19 protein-coding genes and 1 tRNA gene are annotated in these 20,460 nt (G+C 70.9%); 11 read left to right on the forward strand and 9 right to left on the reverse strand.

The genetic code is table 11. The annotated features are described in order from the left end of the window. Positions 1 to 88: 88 nt before the first annotated feature. Positions 89 to 161: transfer RNA gene (locus AB0H93_RS25615), tRNA-Glu, on the forward strand. Between the two features lie 592 nt (positions 162 to 753). On the opposite strand, the gene AB0H93_RS25620 is transcribed toward AB0H93_RS25615, so the two are convergent. Further along, the gene (locus tag AB0H93_RS25620; RefSeq protein ID WP_165968088.1) at positions 754 to 1,455 is read right to left on the reverse strand and encodes an IclR family transcriptional regulator; all 702 of its coding nucleotides are present in this window, start codon (positions 1,453 to 1,455) and stop codon (positions 754 to 756) included. A gap of 88 nt (positions 1,456 to 1,543) precedes the next feature. Here AB0H93_RS25620 and leuC point away from each other — a divergent pair, with 88 nt between their 5' ends. The 3 genes from leuC to AB0H93_RS25635 all read left to right on the forward strand — a co-directional run bounded on the left by leuC (position 1,544) and on the right by AB0H93_RS25635 (position 4,659). After that, on the forward strand, positions 1,544 to 2,947 hold the full coding sequence (leuC, locus tag AB0H93_RS25625) for a 3-isopropylmalate dehydratase large subunit (protein WP_358575690.1): 1,404 nt from the start codon (positions 1,544 to 1,546) through the stop codon (positions 2,945 to 2,947). Between the two features lie 217 nt (positions 2,948 to 3,164). Beyond that, complete coding sequence (leuD, locus tag AB0H93_RS25630) at positions 3,165 to 3,767, forward strand: 3-isopropylmalate dehydratase small subunit (RefSeq protein WP_358575692.1); 603 nt, start codon at positions 3,165 to 3,167, stop codon at positions 3,765 to 3,767. Positions 3,768 to 3,999: 232 nt separating this feature from the next. After that, entirely contained in the window at positions 4,000 to 4,659 is a 660-nt protein-coding gene (locus AB0H93_RS25635) for an HU family DNA-binding protein (RefSeq protein ID WP_358575694.1), read from the forward strand. A 375-nt stretch (positions 4,660 to 5,034) separates the two neighbouring features. Here AB0H93_RS25635 and AB0H93_RS25640 read toward each other — a convergent pair whose 3' ends face one another. From AB0H93_RS25640 to cofC, 3 genes are all read right to left on the reverse strand, one after another. Beyond that, on the reverse strand, positions 5,035 to 6,012 hold the full coding sequence (locus AB0H93_RS25640; protein ID WP_358575695.1) for an NUDIX hydrolase: 978 nt from the start codon (positions 6,010 to 6,012) through the stop codon (positions 5,035 to 5,037). Positions 6,013 to 6,017: 5 nt separating this feature from the next. Further along, on the reverse strand, positions 6,018 to 8,303 hold the full coding sequence (locus AB0H93_RS25645; RefSeq protein ID WP_358575696.1) for an RNA degradosome polyphosphate kinase: 2,286 nt from the start codon (positions 8,301 to 8,303) through the stop codon (positions 6,018 to 6,020). A 76-nt stretch (positions 8,304 to 8,379) separates the two neighbouring features. Beyond that, positions 8,380 to 9,003, reverse strand: coding sequence for a 2-phospho-L-lactate guanylyltransferase (cofC, locus tag AB0H93_RS25650; RefSeq protein ID WP_358575698.1), 624 nt, complete (start codon positions 9,001 to 9,003; stop codon positions 8,380 to 8,382). A 136-nt stretch (positions 9,004 to 9,139) separates the two neighbouring features. Here cofC and AB0H93_RS25655 point away from each other — a divergent pair, with 136 nt between their 5' ends. The 4 genes from AB0H93_RS25655 to AB0H93_RS25670 all read left to right on the forward strand — a co-directional run bounded on the left by AB0H93_RS25655 (position 9,140) and on the right by AB0H93_RS25670 (position 13,083). Continuing rightward, complete coding sequence (locus AB0H93_RS25655) at positions 9,140 to 9,916, forward strand: lysophospholipid acyltransferase family protein (RefSeq protein ID WP_358575700.1); 777 nt, start codon at positions 9,140 to 9,142, stop codon at positions 9,914 to 9,916. Further along, positions 9,903 to 10,910: an NAD(P)H-dependent glycerol-3-phosphate dehydrogenase gene (locus tag AB0H93_RS25660; protein WP_358575702.1), complete on the forward strand. Its 1,008-nt coding sequence runs from the start codon at positions 9,903 to 9,905 to the stop codon at positions 10,908 to 10,910. Before AB0H93_RS25655 ends, AB0H93_RS25660 begins: the two co-directional genes overlap by 14 nt. 106 nt (positions 10,911 to 11,016) lie before the next feature. Beyond that, complete coding sequence (locus AB0H93_RS25665; RefSeq protein WP_358575703.1) at positions 11,017 to 12,120, forward strand: cystathionine gamma-lyase; 1,104 nt, start codon at positions 11,017 to 11,019, stop codon at positions 12,118 to 12,120. Between the two features lie 492 nt (positions 12,121 to 12,612). Continuing rightward, a complete protein-coding gene (locus AB0H93_RS25670; protein WP_358575704.1) occupies positions 12,613 to 13,083 on the forward strand; it encodes a cysteine dioxygenase family protein in 471 nt (156 codons plus the stop codon). An 80-nt stretch (positions 13,084 to 13,163) separates the two neighbouring features. On the opposite strand, the gene AB0H93_RS25675 is transcribed toward AB0H93_RS25670, so the two are convergent. Next, entirely contained in the window at positions 13,164 to 13,394 is a 231-nt protein-coding gene (locus AB0H93_RS25675; RefSeq protein WP_358575706.1) for a GNAT family N-acetyltransferase, read from the reverse strand. 193 nt (positions 13,395 to 13,587) lie between these two features. Further along, the gene (locus AB0H93_RS25680; protein ID WP_358575708.1) at positions 13,588 to 14,250 is read right to left on the reverse strand and encodes a pyridoxamine 5'-phosphate oxidase family protein; all 663 of its coding nucleotides are present in this window, start codon (positions 14,248 to 14,250) and stop codon (positions 13,588 to 13,590) included. A gap of 60 nt (positions 14,251 to 14,310) precedes the next feature. Here AB0H93_RS25680 and AB0H93_RS25685 point away from each other — a divergent pair, with 60 nt between their 5' ends. Both AB0H93_RS25685 and AB0H93_RS25690 read left to right on the forward strand, forming a co-directional pair. Next, positions 14,311 to 15,723, forward strand: a complete 1,413-nt coding sequence (locus tag AB0H93_RS25685) for a PLP-dependent aminotransferase family protein (RefSeq protein WP_358575710.1) — start codon at positions 14,311 to 14,313, stop codon at positions 15,721 to 15,723. A gap of 96 nt (positions 15,724 to 15,819) precedes the next feature. After that, positions 15,820 to 16,911: a D-alanine--D-alanine ligase family protein gene (locus tag AB0H93_RS25690; protein WP_358575711.1), complete on the forward strand. Its 1,092-nt coding sequence runs from the start codon at positions 15,820 to 15,822 to the stop codon at positions 16,909 to 16,911. Positions 16,912 to 16,994: 83 nt separating this feature from the next. Here the strand turns inward: AB0H93_RS25690 and AB0H93_RS25695 are convergent, their stop codons facing one another. Continuing rightward, the gene (locus tag AB0H93_RS25695) at positions 16,995 to 17,528 is read right to left on the reverse strand and encodes a DUF3515 domain-containing protein (protein ID WP_358575713.1); all 534 of its coding nucleotides are present in this window, start codon (positions 17,526 to 17,528) and stop codon (positions 16,995 to 16,997) included. Positions 17,529 to 17,742: 214 nt separating this feature from the next. Beyond that, complete coding sequence (locus tag AB0H93_RS25700) at positions 17,743 to 17,976, reverse strand: Lrp/AsnC ligand binding domain-containing protein (RefSeq protein ID WP_358575715.1); 234 nt, start codon at positions 17,974 to 17,976, stop codon at positions 17,743 to 17,745. A 73-nt stretch (positions 17,977 to 18,049) separates the two neighbouring features. On the opposite strand from AB0H93_RS25700, the gene AB0H93_RS25705 reads away from it, so the two are divergent. Next, complete coding sequence (locus tag AB0H93_RS25705; protein WP_358388758.1) at positions 18,050 to 19,039, forward strand: thiamine-phosphate kinase; 990 nt, start codon at positions 18,050 to 18,052, stop codon at positions 19,037 to 19,039. A gap of 82 nt (positions 19,040 to 19,121) precedes the next feature. Here the strand turns inward: AB0H93_RS25705 and AB0H93_RS25710 are convergent, their stop codons facing one another. Next, positions 19,122 to 20,339 carry an MFS transporter gene (locus AB0H93_RS25710; RefSeq protein ID WP_358575716.1) on the reverse strand — a complete coding sequence of 406 codons (1,218 nt, stop codon included), beginning with the start codon at positions 20,337 to 20,339 and terminating at the stop codon, positions 19,122 to 19,124. Between the last annotated feature and the right edge of the window lie 121 nt (positions 20,340 to 20,460).

A 20,460-nucleotide genomic window follows, 5' to 3' on the forward strand; every position in this document is an offset into this window, starting at 1 on the left:
AGCGACGGCTCCGGGGCGTTGGACCCCGCTTGCCGGGGGTGGGTGTTCGAGGCGATTCCGGGGTGCTGTAAAGTTCTTCTCGTTCCAAGGTCCCGTCGTCTAGCGGCCTAGGACGCCGCCCTCTCAAGGCGGTAGCGCGGGTTCAAATCCCGTCGGGACTACAAGGGTGGGAGGGCCCTGTATACGCTTCGCGTATACAGGGCCCTTTTTGTTTTTTGATTGGGGGGCCGAGCCCCCCATGCCCCCCACGGTGCGGGGGTTGCTTTTTTGTGGGCTCCATCGCTTTTCGTGGGGTACCCGGCCTGGGTTGTCGACCAGCCAGAAGACACAGCCTCATCTGGGCCTTTGGAGCCGGGTTGCCTTTATCCGGGGCCTTGGGAGTTGGCCCTGCGCTTCGCTTGGGCGCATCGAGTTGGCCGGCCCTGCGCTTCGCTTGGGCGTTTGGGGTTGGGCCGTCTTTGCTTGGGGGCTTGGGTTTGCCCTGCGCTTCGCTTGGGCCGGTTTGTCGGTCTCTGCCGATGGGATCGTGGCGGAGTTGGGCGTGTGGCTTCAGTAGGCTTCAGCGGTCTTCAGGGCGATCGCTGGGCGTTGTTGGTTCTGCTCGGGCCGACAGCGGGTGGGAACCGTGCTGCGCGGGCACCTTCGCGTGTGTCGAGGGCGGGACGCCTTCGGCGGATTTTCCGCTGGGCGCCTCTCGACTGGTGGGGCGCGTGGGGTTTGGCGATGCGGGCCGTTGGCCCGCATCGCTTGGGTTCACAGGCGGTTCTGGAGCGCGTCCGCCGCCGCCAGCAGGTCCGCCGCCCAGCGGGCTCCCGGGCGCCTTCCCATCCGGTCGATCGGGCCCGAAACCGATATGGCCGCCACGACGTTGCCTTGGGTGTCCCGGACCGGCGCCGAGACGCTTGCCACTCCCGACTCCCGTTCCGCGACGCTCTGGGCCCAGCCCCTCCTCCGGACCTCCATCAGCGTTCGTTCCCCGTAGACCGCTTCAGCCAGGACCGCGCGTTGGGTCGCGGGGTCGGACCAGGCCGCGAGGACCTTCGCCCCCGAGCCCGCCGTCATCGACAGCGCCGTTCCCACCGGGACCGTGTCCCGCAGGCCGCTCGGCGGTTCCGCCGTCGCTATGCACAGGCGTTGCATTCCGTCCCTCCTGTAGAGCTGGACGCTTTCGCCCGTGACGTCTCTGAGCTTCGGTAGGACCGTCGCCGCCGCCTCCAGGAGCGGATCCACCGCTCCGCCCGCCAGTTCCGCCAGCGCCGCACCCGGGCGCCAGCGACCGTCCGAGCCCCTCCGCAGGAGGCGGTGGACCTCCAGCCCCACCGCCAGGCGGTGCGCCGTTGCCCTTGGCAGCCCCGTGCGGCTGCACAGTTCGGCCAGGCCGCAAGGTTCGGCCGCTACCGCCTGGAGGACGGCCACTGCCTTGTCCAGTACTCCGATGCCGCTATGCTGTCCCACGTACCGATACTAACTTCCCGGCATCTGGGAAGTCCACTCTGTGGGAGAGACCCGATCCGGGTCTCGGCAGGCTCGACTGGGAGCAGCGATGGGAAAAACGCTCGCGGAGAAGGTTTGGGAAGCGCACATCGTGCGCCGTGGTGAAGGGCACGAGCCAGACCTGCTCTACATCGATCTCCACCTGGTGCACGAGGTCACCAGTCCGCAGGCATTCGAAGGGCTCCGGCTGGCCGGGCGGCCCGTCCGGCGGCCCGACCTGACGCTGGCCACCGAAGACCACAACGTGCCCACCACCGGCATCGACCTCCCGATCGCCGACCCGGTGTCGCGCACCCAGGTCGACACCTTGCGGAAGAACTGCGAGGAATTCGGCATCCGGCTGCACCCGATGGGCGATGCCGAGCAGGGCATCGTGCACGTCGTCGGGCCGCAGCTCGGGCTGACGCAGCCCGGCACGACCGTGGTCTGCGGCGACAGCCACACCTCGACGCACGGTGCGTTCGGCGCTTTGGCGTTCGGCATCGGCACTTCCGAGGTCGAGCACGTGCTGGCCACCCAGACCCTGCCGCTGAAGCCGTTCAAGACCATGGCCATCAACGTCGAGGGCACGCTGCGGCCGGGAGTCACCAGCAAGGACGTGATCCTCGCCGTCATCGCGAAGATCGGCACCGGCGGCGGCCAGGGCTACGTCCTGGAGTACCGCGGCGAGGCGATCCGCAAGCTGTCCATGGAAGCCCGCATGACGGTCTGCAACATGTCGATCGAGGCGGGCGCGCGGGCCGGCATGATCGCGCCCGACGAAACGACTTTCGCCTACCTGAAGGGGCGGCCGCACGCCCCCGAGGGCGCGGACTGGGACACGGCCGTCAAGTACTGGCGGACGCTGCGCACCGACGACGACGCCACATTCGACGCAGAAGTCACGCTGAACGCCGACGAACTGACCCCGTTCGTCACCTGGGGCACCAACCCGGGGCAGGGCCTGCCGCTGGGCGAGCGGGTGCCGGACCCGGCGGAGATCGCCGACGAGGGCGCGCGGTTCGCCGCCGAGAAGGCCTTGGCGTACATGGGCTTGACGCCCGGGACGCCGCTGCGCGAGGTCGCCGTGGACACCGTCTTCCTCGGTTCGTGCACCAACGGTCGGATCGAGGACCTGCGCGCCGCCGCCGAGGTCCTCAAGGGCCGCAAGGTGGCCGCGGACGTGCGGATGCTCGTGGTGCCCGGCTCGATGAAGGTCCGCAAGCAGGCTGAGTCCGAGGGGCTGCACGAGGTTTTCACCGCGGCCGGGGCGGAATGGCGTTCGGCCGGTTGTTCGATGTGCCTGGGCATGAACCCGGACCAGCTGACGCCGGGCGAGCGCAGCGCGTCGACCTCCAACCGCAACTTCGAGGGCAGGCAAGGCAAGGGCGGCCGCACGCACCTGGTCTCCCCGCTGGTCGCCGCCGCCACCGCCGTGCGCGGAACCCTGTCCTCCCCCGAAGACCTGAGCTGAACGCCGACGTTGAACTCGGCCTGCGCAGGCGGTCCCGTAGCGGAACCTCAGGCGCCTTCTCGGTCCGGGATCCCCGACTCATGCATGTCCACACAGCGTCGGGGCTGTCCTCCCGAGAAGACGTCTGAGAACCCGCGGGTGGTCACCGTGCGTGGGCCAAGCGGCTCCGCCGCTTCAAAGACAAGACCTGAACCACATCCCACCAGGAGCAGTGACGATGGAACCGTTCAAGACGCACACCGGGGTCGGCGTCCCGCTGCGCCGGTCCAACGTGGACACCGACCAGATCATCCCGGCCGTCTACCTCAAGCGGGTTTCCCGGACCGGGTTCGAGGACGCCCTGTTCGCCGCCTGGCGCGGGGACGAGGACTTCATCCTCAACCAGGAGCCCTTCCGCGCCGGCAGCGTGCTGGTCGCCGGGCCCGACTTCGGCACCGGGTCGTCGCGCGAGCACGCCGTGTGGGCGTTGAAGGACTACGGCTTCCGGGTGGTCATCTCCAGCCGTTTCGCGGACATCTTCCGCGGCAACTCGGGCAAGCAGGGGCTGCTGGCGGCCCAGTGCGAGCAGTCCGATGTGGAGCTGCTGTGGAAGCTGCTGGAGAGCGAGCCGGGTACCGCCGTGACGGTGGATCTGGAGCAGCGGACGGTGCAAGCCAAGGACCTCACGGTGCCCTTCAGCATCGACGACTACACGCGCTGGCGGCTGCTGGAAGGGCTCGACGACATCGGTCTGACCCTCCGGCACGCCGAGACGATCGACACTTTTGAGCGGGCCCGGCCGAGCTTCAAACCGGCGACCCTGCCCGCCCACCAGGGCTGATCGAGGCGCCTTTCGGGGGTGAGTTTTTCCTGTTGTGAAAGGAAAAACTCGCCCGCCGGGGGACAACTGAACAGTTGCTCCAGGAGCTCTGCGGACCCCGTTGCCCGGACGCGAATGCCCACGCCCCAACGAAAAAATGAGGCGTGGCGAATGGCATTTGTTTGTCCGGGGCTTTACCGTTGACATTGAGTCGGCCCAACGGGGCCGTTGTTGTGTCCTGGGAGGGACTGAAGTGAACAAGGCCCAACTCATCGAGGCTCTGGCAGAACGCCTCGGAGACAAGAAGACCGCCAGCCAGGCTGTGGAAAGCGTTGTGGACATCATCGTTCGCAACGTCAACAAGGGCGAAAAGGTCAACATCACCGGCTTCGGGGTTTTCGAGAAGCGGGCCCGCGCCGCACGCACCGCTCGCAACCCGCGCACCGGTGAGAGCGTGAAGGTCAAGAAGACCAACGTCCCCGCCTTCCGCGCCGGCACCCAGTTCAAGGAAGTCGTGGGCGGACAGCGGAAACTGCCGCGCGCCACCACGGCCAAGGCGGCCACCACCCGTGGTGCCACCACGAAGACCGCGGGCGCCGCCAAGGCCCCCGCCGGTACTCGCGCCAAGGCCACCACCACGCGTGCCGCCGCGACGAAGACCGCGACCCGCGCCACCACGGCGAAGGCGACCGCCACCAAGGCCGCTCCGAAGCGGACCGCCACCAAGGCGACCGCCGCCAAGGCGACCACGGCCAAGGCGGCCCCGGCGAAGTCCACCGCCAAGGCGACCCCGGCCAAGTCCACCGCGAAGCGGGCGACGACGGCCAAGGCCGCCGCCACGAAGTCGACGGCCAAGACGACCCGTCCGGCGACCAAGAAGGCGACGACGACGCGCAAGTCCACGAAGAAGTGACTGCTCGCTACTGCAGCGAGCACCAGTGGACCGAGCGGGCGGCGAGATGACCCGGCAAGGGGTTACCAGCCGCCCGCTCACGGCGTTCCCCGGTCGTCCGGTCATCGCCCCGACGTCAGGCGATGCCCGGAAAACCGCTTGAGAAGGCCGTGACCGCCGGGGCGCCGGCGGTCGCACAGATTCACCCGTGGACGGCGCGCAACGTCCACACGGCGCGATCAGCGCCGGACAGCGCCCGCGCAGCACACCACCGGCCCGGCCGGTTCGGTGCTGGTGCGGTCGCGGTCGTCAGTTGGAGCCGGGGCGTCGGCGGATCATTCGCCGGCACCGAATTCGCCGACGCATCCGTCTCCTGCTCGTTCTCCCCGCCGCCGGTCAGGCCAGCGGGTCCGCGAGGTAGTCCGCCGCGGTCAGCCGCAGCGCCGGGGCGCTGCCGTTCCCGGAAGACCGGTCCCGGGCGAACGTCAGCGTCCAGACGCTGCCCTTCCGGCTGGCCACCTCGCCGAGCGACAGGTCGGCGGAATCGGCCAGCCGCGCCACCAGGTCCGGGATCACGCCGCCCTGGCTGCACACCACCGCCGTGCCGGGGCCGCCGGCCACCCTGCGGAGCACGTCGGCGGCCGCGTCCGGATCGCCGAGATAGCCCTCTTCGGAAAAGAGCGGCTCGGTCGCAATCCCGATTCCGAGGTCCGCCGCGATCGGCGCCACCGTTTGTTCGCAGCGCAGTCGCGGCGCGGAATAGATGCGGGCGGGACCGAACAACGACAACAGCGAATGCAATGCGTCGCGCTGCCGCTGTCCGGCTTCGGTGAGCGGGCGCAGGTCGTCGTCTCCGGCCCATTCGGACCTTTTGCCTGCTTTCGCGTGCCGCACCAGCAACACGGTCGCGGATTCGGCGGGCGACTCCTCGAATGCGTCGAGCACCCCGGCGTCGTGCGGATAGCTCAGCAGCTCCCGCGCCCGGCCGGTGGGCAGCCAGCGCAGCTCGTCCACTTCGTCGTTCGGCGCGAACGACCCGTCGCCGGCCCGGGCCGTGAAGTAGTCGACGACCTTCGGGGCCCGGCCGCCGCCGGCCACCGGCACCGAGTAGTCCACCCGGGTCAGGAATCGCGACAGCACGCAGGGAAACCCGGTCTCCTCGGCCACCTCGCGGACCGCCGCGTGCGCGGGCAGCTCGCCCGGGTCGAGCTTGCCCTTCGGCAGCGACCAGTCGTCGTAGCGGGGCCGGTGCACCAGCGCCACCTCGGTACCGCCGGCGCCCGCGCGCCACAGCACGGCACCGGCCGCCCGGACCGGTGCGGACGTTTCTTCGTCGATTCCGCCGGGCACCGGCTGGTTCTCGGTAATGCTCATCTTCCTCAGGACACCTTCGCACCGTGCATGCGCAGCATTTCCACCTGGTGATCGCGGACCTGCTCCCCGCTGCGCGGCGACGCCTCCCAGTCGCCCTTCGCGTTGAGCACCCAGCAGCGGGTCGCCGGGTGCAGCGCCGAATCCAGCATCGCGTCGAGCTGGCGGGTGAGCTTCACGTCGGTCACCCGGACCTGGGTTTCGATCCGCCGGTCCAGGTTCCGGTGCATCATGTCAGCGCTGCCGAGCCAGTGCTCGTCGATGCCGACGAAGTGGAACACCCGGGAATGCTCCAGGAAGCGGCCCAGGATCGAGCGCACCTCGATGTTCTCGCTGAGCCCCTCCACACCGGCCTTCAGCGAGCAGATCCCGCGCACCACCACGCGCACCGGCACGCCGGCCAGCGAAGCCCGGTAGAGGGCGTCGATGATCTGCTCGTCGACCAGCGAGTTCACCTTCATCCTGATGCCGCACGGCAAATCCTGCCGGGCCCGCTCGATCTCGTCCTCGACGCGCTCCACGATGCCGTTGCGGATGCCCTGCGGCGACACCAGGATCCGGCGGTACTCGCCGTGCCGGGCGTAGCCGGTGAGCACGTTGAACAGGTCGGTGAGGTCCGCGCCGATCTCCGGCGAGGCGGTCAGCAGGCCCAGATCCTCGTAGATCCGCGCGGTCTTCGGGTTGTAGTTGCCGGTGCCCAGGTGGCAGTAGCGGCGGATCGTGGAACCCTCCTGGCGCACCACGAGCGCCGTCTTGCAGTGCGTCTTCAACCCCACCAGGCCGTAGACGACGTGCACGCCGGCGCGCTCCAGGGTCCGCGCCCACTGGATGTTGGCCTGCTCGTCGAACCGCGCCTTCAGCTCCACCAGCGCCACCACCTGCTTGCCCGCCTCGGCGGCGTCGATGAGCGCGTTGACGATGGGGGAGTCGCCGGAGGTCCGGTACAGCGTCTGCTTGATGGCCAGCACGTGCGGATCCGCCGCGGCCTGCTCGATGAACCGCTGCACCGACGTGGAGAACGAGTCGTAGGGGTGGTGCACCAGCACGTCGCCCTCGCGCAGCGTGGAGAAGATGCTCTTCGGCGTCTGCCCTTCGGCGAACGCCGGGTGCGTCGCGGGCACGAACGGCGAGTCCTTGAGGTCCGGGCGGTGCAACCGGTCCAGCTGGAACAGGCAGGACAGGTCCAGGAGTCCCTTGACCTCCACCACGTCGTGCTGGTCGACCTCCAGCTCGCGCAGCAGGAGTTCGAGCATGTTCTCGCTCATCGTCTCGGTCACTTCCAGCCGCACCGGCGGCCCGAAGCGGCGGCGCGCGAGTTCCCGCTCCATGGCCTGCAGGAGGTCCTCGTCGCGGTCCTCCTCGACCTCCAGGTCGGCGTTGCGGGTGACGCGGAAGATGTGGTGCTCGGCGACCCGCATCCCGGGGAACAGCTTCCCGAGGTGCGCCGCGATGAGTTCCTCCAGCGGCAGGAAGGTGGCGTGCTCGTTCTCCCGGTCGGTTTCGACGCGGATCAGCCGCGGCACGTTGTCCGGCACCTTGACCCGCGCGAAGCGCCGCAGCCCGGCGTCCGGGTCGGCGACGGTGACCGCGAGGTTCAGCGACAGCCCCGAGATGTACGGGAACGGGTGCGCCGGGTCGACCGCCAACGGGGTGAGCACCGGGAAGATGTGGTCCTCGAAGTAGCGGGTCAGCCTGTCCTGGTCGGCGGTTTCCAGCTCGGCCCAGCGCAGGACCCGGACGCCGTGCGCCGCCAGTTCCGGCAGCAGCTCGTCGAGGAAGACGCGGCTCAGCTTCTCCATCAGGTCCTGGTTGCGGGCGGCGATCCGCACCAGCTGCTCGTGCGGGGTGAGCCCGTCGGCGCTGCGCACCGAGAGGCCGGTCTCCTCGCGGCGTTTCAGCCCGGCGACCCGGACCATGTAGAACTCGTCCAGGTTGGACGCGAAGATCGCGAGGAACTTGGTGCGCTCCAGCACCGGCTGCGACTGGTCCTCGGCGATCGCCAGCACCCGCGCGTTGAAGTCGAGCCACGACAGTTCGCGGTTGAGGTACCGGTCTTCGGGCAGGTCGGTGGTGGCCGCCGCGCGGGTCACCGCGGGCGGGGCGGAGGGCACCCGGGCACCGTCGGTGGTGTCGACGGCGCGGTCGGCGGTCGCCGGCGCCTCGGGAGCGACCGGGTTTCCGGTGCGGCGGGCCGCGCGAGGCGCGCGAGGTGCCCGGCCGCTGGAGGCCCGCTTGGCTGGCTGCTTCGGGATCCGGTCGCTGCTGTCGGTGCTCACCCTTCCATTGTCGCTCATCCGGGCGGTTCTCCTCGACTTCTGACGTGCGCGTGTGATGTTCACGGTTGTGGATGAACATTCACATACGAGCCGCTTAACGTCGCGTCTCGCGGGCGGTGTGCGGGCCGAGGCCGAGCTCCGCCGCGGCGGTCAGGTCGGCCTCCGTGTCGACGTCGCAGCGCAGCGAGTCCCACTGCCCCAGGAGCGTTTTCGCCCCGGAGTCGGCGTGCGCGTCCGCCGAGCCCGGCCCGAACCGGGGCGCGAGCGGCCCGCCGGGCTCCGCCAGCAGCAGCGTGGTGCCGGTGCCGTGCCGGTCCGGGCAGAACGAGCGGTCGTCACCGGCGGCGGCGATCGCGGCGGCGAGCTCGACGGGGCGCAGGGCGGGCAGGTCCGCCTGCAGCGCGCCGATCCGCGTCGCGATCCCGCGCCGCCGCAACTCGGCGTCGCCGTGCCGCAACGCGGCGTTCAGCCCGTCCGCCGGGGTGTCCGGGAGCACCTCGACGCCCTCGGCGGCGAACGTCTCGGTGAGCGTCGGGTCGGAGGTCACCACGACGACTCCGGCGACACCGGCCGCCCGGCGCGCGGCCGTCACTGTGTCCAAGGCCACGGCCGTGACCAGGTCGGCGTGCGCCGCGCCCCGGTCGGCGGCGCCGAGCAGCCGCGACTTCGCCAGGTGCAGCGGCTTGATCGGCACTATGAGGTACAAACCTGCGGTCACGTCTGCCATCTTGCCGTCGCGCGGCCCCGGACCGGCACCGCTCCGGCGGCATTCGGCTTCCGCCGTGCGGGATGTCCGGCGGCCCGGCCCGGCAGGTAACTTGTCGGGGCGCTTGCGACCAGTTGAAGGAGATGCCGTGGCGGAACCGAAGAGCCTCCGGCGCCAGCGGAGGCAGACCAGCGAAAAGGCGCAGGGCATGGGCAAGTTCTGGCTCGGCCTCGCCCGCGGTGTCTTCTACCCGTTGACCGCCGCGCTGGCCCGCACCAAGGTGACCGGGCTGGAGCACATCCCCGCCGAGGGCCCGGCGCTGCTGGTGTTCAACCACGTCTCGCACCTGGACCCGATCTTCGACGCCGTCACCGTGCACCGGGCCGGCCGGGTGCCCCGGTTCCTCGCGAAGAACACGCTCTGGAACGTGCCGGTGCTCAAGAGCGTCCTGGTGGGCGTCGAGCAGATCCCCGTCTACCGCGGCACCGCCGACGCGCAGAAGAGCCTGCAGGACGCGCACAACGCGCTGGAGCGCGGCAAGGCGATCGTGATCTACCCCGACGGCACCATCACCAAGGACCCGGACGGCTGGCCGATGACGCCGAAGGTCGGAGTGGCGCGGTTGGCGCTGGCGCACGACATCCCGGTGATCCCGGCCGCCCGGTGGGGCACCCGCGACATCTACGACCACTACGAGAAGCGGTTCCGGCCGTTCCCGCGCAAGTCCGTGGAGCTCGTCTTCGGCGAGCCGCTGGACCTGTCGGCCTACCGCGGCATGGAGCACGACACGCACGCGCTGCGCGAGGTCACGCAGCTGGCGATGGCCCGCGTGCGGGAACTGCTCGGCGAGATCCGCGGTGAGCAGCCGCCGGACGAGTTCTACAGCAGCGCTCGCAAGAGCCGGGGCGACGATGGCGCGGCCTGAGCGGATCACCGTCCTCGGCGCAGGATCCTGGGGCACCACGTTCGCGAAGGTCCTCGCCGACGCCGGCAACGACGTAGTCCTGTGGGCGCGGCGCGCGGAGGTCGCCGCGGCGATCAACGAAACCCGCTGCAACGCCGCTTACCTGCCGGACATCCGGCTGCCGTCGACGTTGCGCGCCACCGATGACGCCGCCGAGGCGGTGCACGGCGCCGGCGCGGTGGTGCTCGCGGTGCCCAGCCAGACGTTGCGCGAGAACCTCGCCGGCTGGCAGCCGCTGCTGCCGCCGGAGGCGACGCTGGTGAGCCTGGCCAAGGGCGTCGAGCTGAGCACGCTGAAGCGGATGAGCGAGGTGATCGGCGAGGTCGCGGACGTGCCGATGGAGCACGTCGCGGTGGTCTCCGGCCCCAACCTGGCCAAGGAGATCGCCGCCGAGCAGCCGACCGCGACCGTGGTGGCCTGCCCGGACCACGACCGGGCCGTCGCACTGCAGCACGCCTGCTCGACGCCGTACTTCCGGCCCTACACCAACACGGATCTCGTCGGCATCGAGATCGCCGGGGCGTGCAAGAACGTGATCGCGCTGGCCTGCGGGATGGCCGCCGGGCTGGGCTTCGGGCACAACACGATGTCCTCGCTGATCACCCGCGGCCTGGCCGAGACGACCCGGCTCGGCGTCGCGCTGGGCGCCGACCCGATGACGTTCGCGGGCCTGGCCGGGCTGGGCGACCTGGTCGCCACCGCCATGTCGCCGCTGTCGCGCAACCGGACCTTCGGCGAGCGGCTGGGACGCGGCGAAACCCTGGCGCAGGCGCAGGAGGCCGCGCACGGGCAGGTTTCCGAGGGCGTGAAGTCGTGCTCGTCGATCCGCCAGCTGGCGGCGCGGCACGGCGTCGAGATGCCGATCACGGACGTGGTGCACCGGGTGTGCCACGAAGGACTCGCGCCCGCGCCCGCGGCCGCCGAACTGCTCGGCCGCGAGCGCAAGCCGGAGTGACGGGCGGCTTCCCGAGGTCGTGAGCGGCCGTGGTCGCCGGAGCGGCCACCACCACTCACGACAACCGTTACCGCGAGGGGGCACCGAACTCGCGATGGGAGAACTTGTGAGCACATCGGATCTTGGCGACGGCACGCGCTGCGTGCGCGGCGGGCACCCGGAGCCGGCCGGCGGGACGCCGCTGCTGCCGGGCCCGGTCTTCGCCGCGCCGTTCCACCTGGGCGAGGACGTCCAGGCCGCCGATTTCTACGGCCGGGCGGGCAATCCCACCTGGCGGGCGCTGGAGTCGGCCATCGGCGACCTGGACGGCGGGCACTGCGTCCTGCTGCCGTCGGGCATGGCGGCGATCAGCACGCTGCTGCGCGCGGTGCTCCGCCCCGGCGACGCGCTGATCCTGCCCAGCGACGGGTATTACGCGACGCGCCAGTTCGTCCGCGACGAGCTCGCCGAGCTGCAGCTGGACGTCCGCGAGATCGACACGCCCGGCCCCTGGCACGACGACGTCTTCGCAGGGGTTCGCCTGGTGCTGCTGGAAACCCCGTCGAACCCGGGTCTGGACGTCTGCGACATCGCCGAACTCGCGGAGCGCGCGCACGCGGCGGGCGCGCTGCTGGCGGTGGACAACACGACGGCGACGCCGCTCGGGCAGCGGCCGCTGGAGCTGGGCGCGGACATCGTGGTGGCCAGCGACACCAAGGCCCTGTCCGGGCACAGCGACATCCTGATGGGGCACGTGTCGGTCCGCGACGAGGAGCTGGCGCAGCGGCTGGTGCGGGCGCGGACGCTCTCCGGCTCGATCCCCGGCCCCTTCGAGACCTGGCTGGCGCACCGCAGCATGGGCACGTTGGACCTGCGCCTGGCGCGGCAGGCCGAGAACGCGGCGGCGCTCGTCGAGGCGCTGCGCGAGCACCCGGCGGTGTCCGGGCTGCGCTGGCCGGGGTTGCCCGGCGACCCGTCGCACGAGCTCGCCCGGCGGCAGATGCGCCGCTGGGGCGGGGTGTTCCGGTTCGAGCTGGCCGATGCGCGGGCGGTCGAGGAGTTCGTCCGGCGCAGCGAGCTGGTCGTGGCGGCGACGAGCTTCGGCGGCCTGCACAGCACGGTCGACCGCCGGGCCCAGTGGGGCGATCCGGTGCCGGAGGGCTTCGTCCGGTTCTCGGCGGGCTGCGAAGACCCCGACGACCTGGTGGCCGACGTCCTCCAAGCCCTGTAGGGGCTATTTCCAGGCTCGTCCTGCGTAGCGGAACCTCAGGCGGCTTCTCGCTGTGGGATCCCCGACGTCATGAATGCCAGTCGGGGCTGTCCTCGCGAGAAGACGCCTGAGAACCCGCGGCGGTGAGAGTTGCTTAGGTGGGCTAAGCGGCTGCGCCGCTTCGAAGGCCACAACCCGCCCTACCGGACTTCCCGAATCCCAAACGGCCTCCAGAACCCCAGAAGTGATCATCGGCGGGCGGGATTCGTCACCGTGGTGTGAGATCTTGCGGGTTCGAGTTGACGCGGGTCCCCGCGGACTGGTTCAGTTCTCCACGTGTTGCTGCGTGCTATGACTGATCGACGGGGTCACATCGACCTGCGCCGCGTCGCCAGCGCGCTCTGTCTGTGTTCTTCGTGTTGATCGTTCTCCCGTAATCCCCGGGCGTTTCCGGGCGCGCACGCACGCGCGCCGACGGCCCGGGGCTCATCACGATCCCGAAGGACGTCCGCCGTGTTCGCCGTTCCGCCGAATACCCTTGCCGCACCTGCCGATCTCTCCATCGCGCACCCGGTCCGCATCGCCCGGGAACTCGCCGCCGACCGCGGCTCGTGGACGCACCTGCTGCGCTACGACCCGGACCAGCGCTGGTCGGGCCTGCTCGCGCGCACCGAGAGCTACGAGGCGTGGCTGCTGAGCTGGCTGCCCGGCCAGCACACCGAACTGCACGACCACGGCGGCGCCACCGGCGCCTTCACCGTGATCACCGGCAACCTGACCGAGCGCGTCGTCCAACCCCGGGGCACCGAGGTGCTGCACCCGCTGACCGCGGGCCAGTCCCGCGTCTTCGGCCCGAACTACGTGCACCAGGTGCACAACAACGGGCCGGACCCGGCGGTGAGCGTCCACGTCTACCGCCCGGCCCGGGCCCGGATGACCTTCTACACCCACGACCCGGTCACCGGCCTCCACCAGGCGCGGTGACGGCGCGGGGCACCCGGGAGACCGGGCGCCCCGCGCCGCAACGGCTTTCGCGCCGTGTCCACAATCGACCCGGCCGCGGCTCAGGCCCCGGGCGCGGGTTTCGAGAAGTGGAAGGACGCGATCGCGAATCCGGTCCCGAGGTAGCGGCGGTGCGCGTCGTGGCGGTGCGTGCCCGAATCCAGGTGGATTTCCCCGATTCCGAGCCTGCGCGCCTCCGCGTCGATCCAGTCGAGCAGCGCCTTCGCGTGCCCCTGCTTCCGGGCCGTCGGCAGGGTGACGAGGTCGTCGACGTACAGGTAGTGGCCCCCCATGCGAACGACTGCCCGGTGCGGAACCCGGCGACGGCGGCGACCTCGCCGTCGCCGTCGAGCGACGCGATCAGCCGGTAACCCGCCGCCCGCTGCTGCTCCGCCTGCGCCCGGAACTCCGCCGGCGAAGCCAGATCCGGCCGCAGCTCGCGGAGCACCGGGTAGGCGGGCTCGACGTCTTCCAGCTCCACGACGCTCATGGCCGGTACTGCCGCTCGCCGACGTGCCGCGGCACCTCGAACCCCGCCGGCAGGTCCGGCGCGGATTCCGGCGCGCCCCAGTGCATGCGCAGCGGCAGCACCCCGGCCCACGCCTTGCCCGCCTCGACGTCCTCGGTGTCGTCGCTGGGGCCGCCGCTGCGGACCTTCACCGCGGCTTCGGCGAGGTCGACGGAGAGGACCGCCGTCGCGGCCAGTTCCCGCTTGTTCGGCTGCCGCGCGTGGTCCCACGAACCGGGCGCGAGCTGTTCGGTGATCACCCGCAGCGCCCGCAGCTTCTCGTCGTCGTCGACGACGTTCCGGGCGCGCCCGTGGATCATCGCGGAGCGGAAGTTCACGGAGTGGTGGAACAGCGAGCGCGCGTAGACGATCCCGTCGAGGTGGGTCACCGTGACGCACACCTCGACGCCCTCGGCGGCCTCCCGCAGGCTCCGCGCGCCGGTCGAGCCGTGCACGTAGAGCGTGTCGTCGCTGCGTCCGTAGCCTGTGGGCACGACCCGGGGTGAGCCGTCGACCAGCAGGCCGAGGTGGCAGATCAGGCCGGCGTCCAGGGCGGTGTGCAGCTCGCTGCGCTCGGTGCGGGCCCGGTCGCTGCCGCGGCGGATGGTGGTCCGTTCTGTGGTGGAGAGCTGTCGGGTCACGAGGAACAGGATCTTTCAGCAAGTGGCATTATCGAAGTGCCAATCAGGGAGAATTTCGAAATGCCACATTCCGTGCCCGCGGCCAGCTCGCCGCTGCTGGAGCTGGCCATCGACCTGCGTCGCGACGATCCGCGCCCGCTCGCCGTTCAGCTCGCCGACGCGTTGCGGCACGCCGCCACCCTCGGCCAGCTCCGCGGCGGCGACCGCCTGCCGTCCACGCGCGCGCTCGCGCGGCACCTCGAAGTGAGCCGCACCGTGACCGCCGCGGCGTACGAGCAGCTGCACGCCGAGGGCTGGATCGCCGGACGGCACGGCTCGGGCACCTACGTCACGACCAGCCCGCCCGGATCGCGGACCGGGGCCACCGCCGGCGCCGACCGCGGCGCGCGGCAGGCGGACGAGCCGATGGTGGTGCTGACGCCCGGCGTGCCCTGGGCGGGCGGAGTCGACCGGGCGGCGTGGCGGCGGGCCTGGCGCGCGGCGGCGGACACCCCGCCCGACTCGAAGCCGCATCGCGGCGGGTCGATCGAATACCGCGAAGCCATCGCCGAACACCTGCTGCGCCACCGCGGTCTGGTCGTCGGCGGGCTGACGGTGGACAACGTGCTGGCCACCGGTGGCACCACCGCGGCGGTCGTCGAGCTGGCCGGCTCGGTGCTCCGCCGCGGCGCGACGGTCGCCGTGGAGGAGCCCGGATATCAGCGGGCGGTCGGCGCGCTGCGGTCGGTGGGCGTGCGGGTGGTGGCGGCACCGGTCGATCACGCGGGCATCGTGGTCGATGCCATTCCGCGCGGCGTGCAGGCGGTCTACTGCTCGCCCGCGCACCAGTACCCGATCGGCGGCCGGTTGCCGGCGGAGCGCCGGATCGCGCTGGTGGAGCGGGCGCGCACCGAGGGCTGGCTGATCATCGAGGACGACTACGACGGCGAGCTCCGCTACGACGTGGCGCCGCTGCCGGTGCTCGCGTCGATGGCCCCGGACGTCGTCGTGCACCTCGGCACGACGAGCAAGATCCTCACCCCGACCCTGGGCGTGGGATGGATGCTGGCGCCCGACGACGTCGCGGCTTGCGTGCTGCAGCACCGCGATCGCACCGGGACCAGCCCGGCTCCGGCGGGGCAGCGCGTGCTGGTGGAGCTCGCCCGCCACGGCGACCTCGGACGGCACCTGCGACGCCTGCGGCGGGAGCTGTCGCAGCGCCGGGCGTTCGTGGTGGAGAAGCTCGCCGCCGAAGGCGTCGAGGTGTTCGGCGACCGCGCTGGGGCGCACGTGGTGCTGCCGCTGCCGGACGCGGAGACCGAGCAGCACGTGGTCGCGATGGCCGCGGAGCACGGACTGGTGCTCGACGGGCTGCGGCGGCACCACTGCGGTCCGCAGCAGTGGTTCGGGTTGGCGCTCGGCTACGCCGCGTGTTCGCGCGATGAACTGGAGCGCGCGCTGCCGATTCTGGCCCGGCTGTGCGGGAACGCGTGAAACAGCTCGTTCGCGGCGGGGGAGTCGATCGGTTCCACTGCGAACCGGTCAACCTTTGTGAAACGGGCTCTCGGCACGGCAGGTAGGGTCCGGCGCATGACACAGCGCAAGACCCGGGTGGCCGTCGTCTTCGGCGGGCGCAGCACCGAGCACGGCATTTCCTGCGTGTCCGCCGGTAGCGTGCTCGCGCACCTGGACCAGGACCGCTTCGAGATCCTGCCGGTCGGCATCACCCGAGAGGGCGCCTGGGTGCTCGGCACCGACGACCCGAAGCAGTTGGAGATCCGGGACCGCCAGGCGCCCGAGGTCGCGCCGAACACCGCTCTCGCGCTGCCCGGCGACCCCACCCGCCGCGAGCTGGTGCTGCTGGAGCCGGGCCGCGGCGGCGAGGTGCTGTCGTCGGTCGACGTGGTGTTCCCGGTGCTGCACGGCGCGTTCGGCGAGGACGGCACCATCCAGGGGCTGCTGGAGATGGCCGACGTGCCCTACGTCGGGGCGGGCGTGCTCTCCAGCGCCGTGTCGATGGACAAGGAGTACACCAAGAAGCTGCTCGCCGCGGAGGGCCTGGGGGTGGGGCGCTTCGAGGTGCTGCGCCGCGATCAGGCCACGCTGGACGAGCGGCAGCGCGAACGGCTCGGGCTGCCGGTGTTCGTCAAGCCGACGCGGGCCGGATCGTCGCTGGGCATCACCAAGGTCACCGACTGGGCGGACCTGGACGCGGCGATCGCGGAGGCGCGGCGCACCGACCCGAAGGTGATCATCGAGTCGGCGGTGGTGGGCCGCGAGATCGAGTGCGGCGTGCTGGAGTTCCCGGACGGCCGGATCGAGGCGTCGCTGCCCGCCGAGCTGCGGGTCACCGGCGAATCCGACTGGTACGACTACGAGTCCAAGTACCTCGACGACGTCACCGAGTTCGACATCCCGGCCAAGATCGGCGACGACGCGATCGAGGAGCTGCGCGCCGCGGCGGTGCGGGCCTTCCGCGCGCTGGACTGCCAGGGCTTGGCGCGGGTCGACTTCTTCCTCGCCGAGGACGGCGAGCTGATCGTCAACGAGGTCAACACGATGCCGGGCTTCACGGCGATCTCGCTGTACCCGCGGATGTGGGCGGACACGGGCGTCGACTACCGGACCCTGCTGACCACCCTCGTCGAAACGGCGGTCTCCCGGGGCACCGGCCTCCGCTGAGCACGCGGTTTCCACAGCTCAAGGCCCGTGCGCGTTTTGTGTCGCTAGAGCAGCACAGAACGTGCACGGGCCTTTTTGGTGCGTCAGGGGAAGACCGGCTGCTTGGGGAAGGTGTTGCGGAGGATCTCGGAGAGGTCCTGGATGGGGCCGGTCCCGGTGCCCTCCGGGGCGGTGAGCGCGACGTACACGGGGCGGTCGACCGCCAGCCACGAGGTGTCGCCGCCCTGGTTGATCTCCAGCCAGCTGACGCCGGAGACGTCCAGCAGCTGCGCCGTCGGCGTCAGCTCCTGCGGGGCGTCGATGCCGCACCGCACGGTCAGCGGGTCGTGCTTCGCATCTCCCCACGCGACGGTTCCGGCCGGCGCCGGCTCCGCCAGCGCGCGGCGCGGCACGCGCGCGTCGCCCACGGCGAGCTCGCGCGGCAGCGCTTCGAGCACCGCCGCGCACTCCGGCGACGACGCCTTCGGCGCCGGGACGGGCGCGAGCGGAAGCGGCCCGCTTCGCCGGGCCGCCTCCGCTTGCGCTTGGGCTTGCTGCGCCTGGTGCTCGCCGTACCAGCCGTACGCGCCGACGCCGGCGACCGCCAGGGCGAGGAGTGCGCCGAGCGTGATCGCCACGATCAACACCGGCCGGGGCAATCCGGGCGCTGATTGGTGAACCACGTCGTCCACTACAGCACGGCCGCCGCCGGGTGCGGTCACCGGCCCGGCCGTGCTCCACTCTGGTGCGGGCTGCCCATCCGCGCTTTCCTCGAGCGGCGCCGCCGCCCGGGGTGGCTCGCGCCGCTGCGGGAGATCTCCGGCGACGCGGAACCAGTTCAGTGACGGATCGTCACAGGTGCACCACGGGGCAGGTCAGGGTGCGGGTGATGCCTTCGACGTTCTGGATCTTCGCCACGACCATCTTGCCGAGCAGGTCGACGTTCTCGGCCTCGGCGCGCACGATCACGTCGTACGGGCCGGTGACGTCTTCGGCGCTGATGATGCCGGCGAAGTCCTGGATCTCGCTGGCGACCGCGGCGGCCTTGCCGACTTCGGTCTGGATGAGGATGTATGCCTGAACCACGGCGTGCCCCTTCGTGTGGCCGATGTGCTCGGGGTAGGAAACTGGCAGAAAGCTACCCCATCGGACCGAGCGGATGCTCAAGGAAGGAAGGTCCCAGTTGGGTCCTGATTCATCGCAGGACGCACAGACCGTTTCCCAGTTGGGTGAGTTCGGCCTCATCGATCGGGTTACGGCCGGGCGGCCGCAGTCACCTGGCACGTTAATCGGGCCGGGTGACGACGCCGCGGTCCTGGCGGCCCCGGACGGCAGGGTGGTGGCCGCCACCGACGTGCTGGTCGAAGGGGTGCACTTCCGTTTCGACTGGTCGACACCGGAGCAGGTGGGCCGCAAGGCCGTCGCCGTAAACCTCTCGGACATCGCCGCGATGGGCGCGGTGCCGACCGGCCTGCTGGTGGGCCTGGCCTGCTCCCCGGACCTGCCGACGAGCGTGGCCGACGAGCTGTCCGCGGGCATGTGGGAAGAAGCACAGCGGGTCGGCATCGGCATCGTCGGCGGCGACATGGTGTCGGCGACCTCACTGACGATCTCGATCACAGCCCTGGGCGACCTGCAGGGCCGGGAGCCGGTGACGCGTTCGGGCGCGCGGCCGGGGGACGTGGTCGCGGTGGCCGGCCGGCTGGGCTGGTCGGCGGCCGGCTTGGCCGTGCTGGGGCGGGGTTTCCGCTCGCCGGTCGCGGTCGTCGGCGCGCACCGCGTGCCGGAGCCGCCGTACGCGGCGGGGCCGCAGGCGGCCGTCGCGGGCGCGACGTCCATGGTGGACACCTCGGACGGGCTGCTGGCCGATCTCGGGCACATCGCCGAGGCGTCGCAGGTGGCCATCGACGTCCGCACCGAGCAGGTCGAGGTGCCGCAGCGGCTGACCGAGGTCGCCTCGGCGCTGGGCGCGGACGCCCGGCACTGGGTGCTCACCGGCGGCGAGGACCAGGCGCTGGCCGCGACGTTCCCGCCGGGACGTCCGCTGCCGGAGGGCTGGCGCGCGATCGGCGTGGTCGCCGAGGGCGCCGGTGTCACGGTGGACGGCGGCGAGTACGAGGGCCCCGCGGGCTGGGAGCACTGGCGTTGAGGCGGGATCGCCGAGGACTTCCCCGAACGCGGAGAACCCCGATGCGCCACTGGCGCATCGGGGTTCTCCGCGTTCGGTGCGACTAGCTCGCCGAGGAACCCGCCGGGGCAGGCGCGTCCTGCATCAGCGGCTTGTTCGCCGTCTCCTTCATCAGCAGGATCGGCACCAGCGCCACCAGGGCCGCGGCCATCAGGTAGAACGCCGGGAACATGGTGTTGCCGGTCGAGGTGACCACGGCGTCGTTGACCAGCGGCGCGGTCCCGCCGAAGGCCGCCGTGGAGATGTTGTACCCGATGCAGAAGGCCGCGTAGCGGACCTTCGTCGGGAACATCGCCGGCAGCGTCGCCGCCAGCGGCCCGATCAGCTGCACGTGCCCGATCGCCAGCAGGCCCAGCCCCAGGATCGTGGTCAGCACGGTGCCCTGGGAGATCAGCATGAACGCCGGGATCGGCAGCACGATGAAGCAGATCGCCGCGGACAGGAACAGCGGCTTGCGGCCGATCCGGTCCGACAGCGCGCCCACCGGGGTGATGATCACCAGCATGAACAGCACCGTGAGCAGCAGCGGGACCAGGACCTGGTACTCCTGACCGTCCTCCACGTGGAGCGTGTTCTTGAGGTACGTCTCCATGTAGGTCAGGATCGTGTAGTTGGCGATGTTGATCAGCACCACGATGCCCATCAGGATCAGCAGCTGCCGCCACCATTCCTTGATCAGGTCCTTCAGCGGCGACTTGGCCACCTGGTGCGTCGCTTCCAACTGCTTGAACGCCGGGGTGTCCTCCAGCTTGCTCCGCAAGTAGAGGCCGACGGCGCCGAGCGGACCGGCGATCAGGAACGGAATGCGCCAGCCCCAGCTTTCCATCGAGGCGCTGTCCAGGTTCAAGATCAGGATCGTCGGCACCAGCGCGCCGAATCCGAATCCGACGAGCGTGCCGAATTCCAGCCAGCTACCCCAGAAGCCGCGGCGGCGGTCGGGCGCGAACTCGGCGATGTAGGTCGCCGCGCCGCCGTATTCGCCGCCGGTCGAGAAGCCCTGCAGCAACCGGCACAGCAGCAGGAGCATCGGCGCGAAGACGCCGATGGCCTCGTAAGTCGGCAGCAGGCCGATGACGAACGTCGATCCGGACATCAGCAGGATCGTCAGCGCCAGCACCTTCTGCCTGCCGATCCGGTCGCCCAGCGGGCCGAAGAACAGGCTGCCCAGCGGCCGGAACAGGAAGGAGATCGCGAAGACGCCGAAGGCCGAGATGGTCTCGAGCGGGCCGGGGAAGAACTGGTGGCCCACGTATGCGGCCACATATGCATATACGCCGAAGTCGTACCACTCCGTGCAGTTGCCGATTGCCGCTGCGCCAACCGCGCGACGGAGCAGGGAGCGCTGCTCGGCTGATGTTTCGGCTGATTCCTGCGAAGTCATG

Origin of the sequence: Saccharopolyspora sp. NPDC050642 (genome assembly GCF_040654735.1) — a bacterium.
In the GTDB taxonomy this organism is placed as follows: domain Bacteria; phylum Actinomycetota; class Actinomycetes; order Mycobacteriales; family Pseudonocardiaceae; genus Saccharopolyspora; species Saccharopolyspora elongata.